Genomic DNA, 5173 nt, shown 5'->3' on the forward strand with positions numbered 1-5173 from the left:
TTAAGCCAAAAATGGCCGTTTTTTGCCAATCCTGCGTTACCAAACCCTCATTTGGCTCTGCCAAATTTCGGATTTGGTGCCTTGTCCTGACAAAAAACAACTCATTTTTATCATTAAAAAATAACTCAAACAGCTTCTAAGTGTTTAGAAGGGGAACTTCAGTCGCGAAGTGTCACTTCCACTTTGGACCTTTGGACCTTTGGACCTTTGGACCTTCCCTACATAAATCCAAGTTCCAGTCTCGCCTCTTCAGACATCATCTCCGTTGTGTAAGGCGGATCGAAGGTGAGTTCCAGGCTCACATCGTTTACGCCCTCCACTTCCCGGATGCGCTGTTCCACTTCGCCTGGCAAAGTACCCGCCGAAGGGCAAGAAGGTGACGTCAAAGTCATGGAAACGAAGACATTGTTGACCGGAAATATCTTTAGATCGTAAATCAAACCCAACTCGTATACATCCACCGGGATTTCCGGGTCGTACACGCGCTTGATCGCTTTCACGATTTCTTCCTTGAGTTCTGCTTCTGTTAAAGTGGTAGTTTCCATTATTATGGTAGTCTTATAATTTATAACCGTCAGCCATTTAAGCTTTGGTAGGCCAACCCGTAGGTTTTCATTTGCTTTACCATGCTGGCTAGGCCGTTGGAACGGGTTTGGGCCAGATGCTGGTGCAGGCCAATTTTCTCCATGAAATAAAGGTTCGTCTGAGCGATTTCTTCGGCGGTGTGACCAGACAACACCTTGACCAGCATACTCACCAAACCTTTCACAATGATAGCATCGCTGTCTGCCTCGAACTTCACGTTTTCGCCATCGGTTTCAGCGTGCAGCCAAACGCGTGATTGACAACCTTTAATGATATTTTCTTCGGTCTTATACGCTTCGGGCAAAGGGGCCAATTGCTTACCCATGTCTATGATGTACTCGTACTTGTTTTCCCAATCGTCAAAGAGGGCAAAGTCTTCGATGAGTTCATCCTGTTTTTCGTTGATAGTCATCTTATCCCAGCATCTTCTTTACCTTCAAAAGTCCCGACACCAGGCGGTCGATTTCTTCGGTCGTGTTGTAAACAGCGAAAGAGGCGCGAGAGGTTCCGGGGATACCGAAGCGTTGCATAAGAGGCTGCGTGCAGTGATGACCCGTGCGGATGGCAATCCCCTGTTGGTCGAGCAGAACGCCAATGTCCTGATGATGAATTCCATCCATAAAGAAAGAGATCACACTGATTTTTTCGGCGGCAGTTCCTACGATGCGAAGCCCTTCAATGCTGGACAAGGCATCGGTGGCGTATTCCAAAAGGTAGTTTTCGTAATCGGCAACGGCTTCTTTGCCTAGTTTTTCCAGGTACTCGACCGCTGTTTTTGAGGCGACTACGTCGGCAATATTGGGCGTGCCAGCCTCAAATTTGTAGGGCAGTTCGTTGAAGGTAGTTTTCTCAAACGTGACCTCTTTAATCATCTCGCCGCCACCGCGCCAGGGCGGCATGGCGTTGAGGACTTCCTCTTTGCCGTACAACACACCCACGCCCGTCGGACCGTAAAGTTTGTGGAGTGAAAAAGCGTAGAAATCGCAGTCGAGTGCCTGCACGTCGATGTCGATATGCGAACTGGCCTGGGCACCGTCGATCAGTACCTTCGCTCCCACGGCGTGAGCTTTTTCAATGATTTGCGCCACGGGATTGATCGTACCCAGAGCATTGGAAACGTGGACGACGGAAACGAATTTCGTTTTTTCCGAAAGCATCTTCTCGTACTCGTCCATCAATAGCTCACCCGCATCATTAATTGGAATGATGCGCAACACGCAACCCTTTTCCTCACAGAGCATCTGCCACGGAACTATGTTCGAGTGATGCTCCATCGTGCTGATGATGATCTCGTCGCCTTCTTTCAGGAAAGCGCGGCCGTACGTCTGGGCTACCAGATTTATGCCATCCGTAGTACCGTAGGTAAAGATGACTTCTTCCGGCAAGCGGGCATTCATGAACTTCTGAATACGGCGACGCGACGCTTCGAACTCCGCCGTCGCCTTCTCAGCCAGGTGATGAATGCCCCGGTGAATATTGGCGTTGGTATGCTCGTAGTAACCCGCCAGCGCGTCCAGTACTTGGCGCGGTTTCTGGGTTGTAGCGGCATTATCGAAGTAAACAAGCTGCTTGCCGTTCACCACCTCGTTCAAAATCGGAAAATCCGATCTGATTTGGGCGATGTCCAGCTGTGATATGGTGTCTGTTTCTAGTAACATTCTTCAAAAGTATTTACAGATGATTCTTCCGCCCCAACTCTGAACTTTGAACCAAGAACTGCCAGGCGGCCCTGTTTGTACGACAGGTCTATTTCAACTTTTCAGCAATAATCTCTTCCAAGTACTCCCTGATCGGCTCTATCTTGATCTGCGTGATTACGTCTTCGCAGAAAGCGAACATGAGCAAACTCATGGCCTCAGCTTTGGAAATGCCGCGCGAGCGGAGATAAAACAGGGCTTCGTCGTCCAGTTGCCCGGTGGTAGTGCCATGCGAGCATTTGACGTCGTCGGCCCAAATCTCTAGCTGTGGCTTGGTGTTCATGGTCGCCTGCGGCGATAGCACCACATTCTTGCACGACTGGAAAGCATTAGTTTTCTGGGCGTCTTCACGCACGAAAATCTTACCGTTAAACACACCCGTCGATTGGCCCCGAAGAACACCTTTGTACAATTCATTACTTTCCGAATTGGGCTTGCGGTGGTCGGCAACGGTGTGGTTGTCGATGTGTTGCTTGCCATCAGGAAAGTACAACCCGTACATGTGCGCGTCGCAATGCTCGCCGTCCAGAGCGATGTTGAGATTGTTACGGATAAAGCCACCGTTCAGCGAAACTGTGGCGGCGTAGAAGTGCGAGTTATCAGACATACGTACCTGCGTGGTGCCGACGTGATAAGTGGCGTCGCTGTCGTTTTGTACCTTATAGTACTGCACATGCGCATCTTGGGCGACGTGGATTTCGGTCAGCGCATTGGTAAAAGCCGACGACTCGCCCAATGTTAGAAAAGTTTCAGTCAGTTGCACTTGCGCGTTCGGCTCAATCACAAAAAGGTTGCGCGGCTGGGCCCCAACATTGCCAGAACGGGCGTCGTTGATGAAATACAGCACGATGGGTTCCTCCACTACTTTGCCCTTTGGCACATGGATGAATACACCATCGCCCGCAAAGGCGGAGTTCAACGCCGAAAATGCCTCACTCTGCGTGTCAGCTAACATGCCGAAATAAGTACTCACCAATTCTGGCTTAGCCAGCAATGCCTCTTGCAAAGGCTGAATCGTAACCTGCGAAGCGGGCGAAACAATGCTGGAAAGTCCAGCTTCGTATTTGCCATTTATGAAATAAAGGACGTTTCCGGTGAGGTTCGGAATCTTGATATTGTCGATGTCCGCTGCCGAAACGGCGTGACTTCCACTCAAATCAAAATCCTGATTCGTCAGGTTCCGAACGTTACTGTACTTCCACTCCTCGTTTTTGGGAGTAGGGAAACCCAGCTCCTCAAATCGGGAAAGTGCTTTTTGCCGAGATTGGTGCAGCGGTGTTTGTGCCTCCCCGTTCATCGCTGCCTCCCGAGTACGAAAGTCGGCAATCAGCTTTTCTTTTAAATCTACCATAAATCAGTTGTGAATTAGAGAATTGGAGAATTAGTGAATGCTGCTTTCGCGTTTCTCTGCCTATTCCAACATTCACTAATTCTCTAATTCCAAATTAAGCGATCGCCTCAATCTCCTCCTTGATCCAGTCATACCCTTTTTCCTCCAATTCCAGCGCCAGTTCTTTGGTACCGGATTTTACGATCCTCCCCTGATAAAGTACGTGAACAAAATCGGGGACAATGTAGTCGAGCAGGCGCTGGTAGTGGGTCACGACGATGGTCGCTTTTTCCGGCGAGCGCAGCGAGTTGACACCCTCAGCCACAATACGCAGAGCGTCAATGTCGAGGCCGGAATCGGTTTCGTCCAGAATTGATAGTCTGGGTTCCAAAACAGCCATCTGGAAAATCTCATTGCGTTTTTTCTCACCACCTGAGAAGCCTTCATTTAACGAGCGCTTCAGAAGTGAGTCGTTCATTTTCACGAGCTTGGCTTTCTCGCGTACCATGCGCAGAAACTGTGCGGCGTCCAGCGGGTCTTCGCCCCGGTACTTACGCATCTCGTTGACAGCAGTTTTAAGGAAGTTGATGGTCGTCACGCCGGGGATTTCGACGGGGTACTGAAAAGCCAAAAAAATCCCCTCCGCCGCGCGTTCTTCGGGGGCGAGGTCAAGCAGGTCTTTGCCTTCAAAATCCACGCTGCCGCTAGAAATTTCGTACTCTTCGCGACCTGCAAGTACAGATGCCAAAGTACTCTTGCCCGAGCCATTAGGACCCATGATCGCATGAATCTCGCCTGGATTTACTTTCAGATTGATTCCTCTCAATATTTCTTTGCCTTCAATCGAGGCATGTAAGTCTTTAATGGTAAGCATAGTAGGGTTTTCTTGTCAATATGTGGTACGGTCGGACGGACGCTACCGCAGCTTGCCCGTTGACTTTGTCTTTAAATGCAAAGGTACGCCGATGGGGCGGGAAAAGAAGCCACAATTAGAATGTTTCTAAACAACTCCGTCAGCCTGTATAACCACTAAGCCCGGTAGGATGTTCCCCGCGAAGCGGGTTTGTCAGAGGGCATCGGGATAGGTTGCATTTAACCGACTTTTTATTAAAAAATAATCCTCCGTACTTTGCAGAAGGCAATTTATTGGGCGGAAACGATTCTATGAAAAACAATAAAAGCACTTTTGAAAAAATAAAGGTGACATCTGAAGTGGGGCGGCTGCGGCGGCTTCTGATTCATAGTCCCGATCGGGGCCTGGGTAAGGTAGTTCCTTCCAAGGCACAGGACTGGCTTTTCGAAGACATCGTGCATCTGGATACCATGCGGCGCGAGGAATACGACTATTATGTAAAACTACTTCTGTATTTTCTCGACCCTGAGAAAGTGAAAGGCAAGGTTTCCGAAATCGACGCCGACGCCTCGCGGGCTTTCTATAAGCCGGGAAATGCGGGCTATTTCAATTCCGACAAGGTAATCGACTTGCAGAATCTGTTGTCGGATATTCTGAAAAATGAGGTAGTTCGAACCAAGTTGATTGCCTCCATCTGCGGCATCGAAA

At 49.3% G+C, this 5173-nt stretch carries 5 protein-coding genes and 1 pseudogene; 1 reads left to right on the forward strand and 5 read right to left on the reverse strand.

The window, feature by feature from the left end:
* Positions 1-218: 218 nt before the first annotated feature.
* From ACEW8P_RS26320 to sufC, 5 genes are all read right to left on the reverse strand, one after another.
* The gene (locus tag ACEW8P_RS26320; protein ID WP_373516037.1) at positions 219-545 is read right to left on the reverse strand and encodes an SUF system Fe-S cluster assembly protein; all 327 of its coding nucleotides are present in this window, start codon (positions 543-545) and stop codon (positions 219-221) included.
* A 29-nt stretch (positions 546-574) separates the two neighbouring features.
* The gene (locus ACEW8P_RS26325; RefSeq protein WP_373516038.1) at positions 575-997 is read right to left on the reverse strand and encodes a SufE family protein; all 423 of its coding nucleotides are present in this window, start codon (positions 995-997) and stop codon (positions 575-577) included.
* A gap of 1 nt (position 998) precedes the next feature.
* On the reverse strand, positions 999-2243 hold the full coding sequence (locus ACEW8P_RS26330) for a SufS family cysteine desulfurase (protein WP_373516039.1): 1245 nt from the start codon (positions 2241-2243) through the stop codon (positions 999-1001).
* An 88-nt stretch (positions 2244-2331) separates the two neighbouring features.
* Positions 2332-3633 (reverse strand): Fe-S cluster assembly protein SufD, encoded by a 1302-nt coding sequence (gene sufD, locus ACEW8P_RS26335; protein WP_373516040.1) that lies wholly within the window; start codon positions 3631-3633, stop codon positions 2332-2334.
* 94 nt (positions 3634-3727) lie between these two features.
* Positions 3728-4486 (reverse strand): Fe-S cluster assembly ATPase SufC, encoded by a 759-nt coding sequence (gene sufC, locus ACEW8P_RS26340; RefSeq protein WP_373516041.1) that lies wholly within the window; start codon positions 4484-4486, stop codon positions 3728-3730.
* A 290-nt stretch (positions 4487-4776) separates the two neighbouring features.
* Between sufC and ACEW8P_RS26345 the strand changes: the two are divergent.
* A pseudogene (locus ACEW8P_RS26345) lies at positions 4777-5173 on the forward strand (amidinotransferase); the annotation flags it as partial.

Source organism: Persicitalea sp., from assembly GCF_041751555.1.
GTDB lineage: Bacteria > Bacteroidota > Bacteroidia > Cytophagales > Spirosomataceae > Persicitalea.

Bases quoted from the DNA above. Each gene is read 5' to 3' on its own strand.
- ACEW8P_RS26320 (WP_373516037.1), bottom strand. From the start codon at position 545: ATGGAAACTACCACTTTAACAGAAGCAGAACTCAAGGAAGAAATCGTG.
- ACEW8P_RS26325 (WP_373516038.1), bottom strand. From the start codon at position 997: ATGACTATCAACGAAAAACAGGATGAACTCATCGAAGACTTTGCCCTC.
- ACEW8P_RS26330 (WP_373516039.1), bottom strand. From the start codon at position 2,243: ATGTTACTAGAAACAGACACCATATCACAGCTGGACATCGCCCAAATC.
- sufD (WP_373516040.1), bottom strand. From the start codon at position 3,633: ATGGTAGATTTAAAAGAAAAGCTGATTGCCGACTTTCGTACTCGGGAG.
- sufC (WP_373516041.1), bottom strand. From the start codon at position 4,486: ATGCTTACCATTAAAGACTTACATGCCTCGATTGAAGGCAAAGAAATA.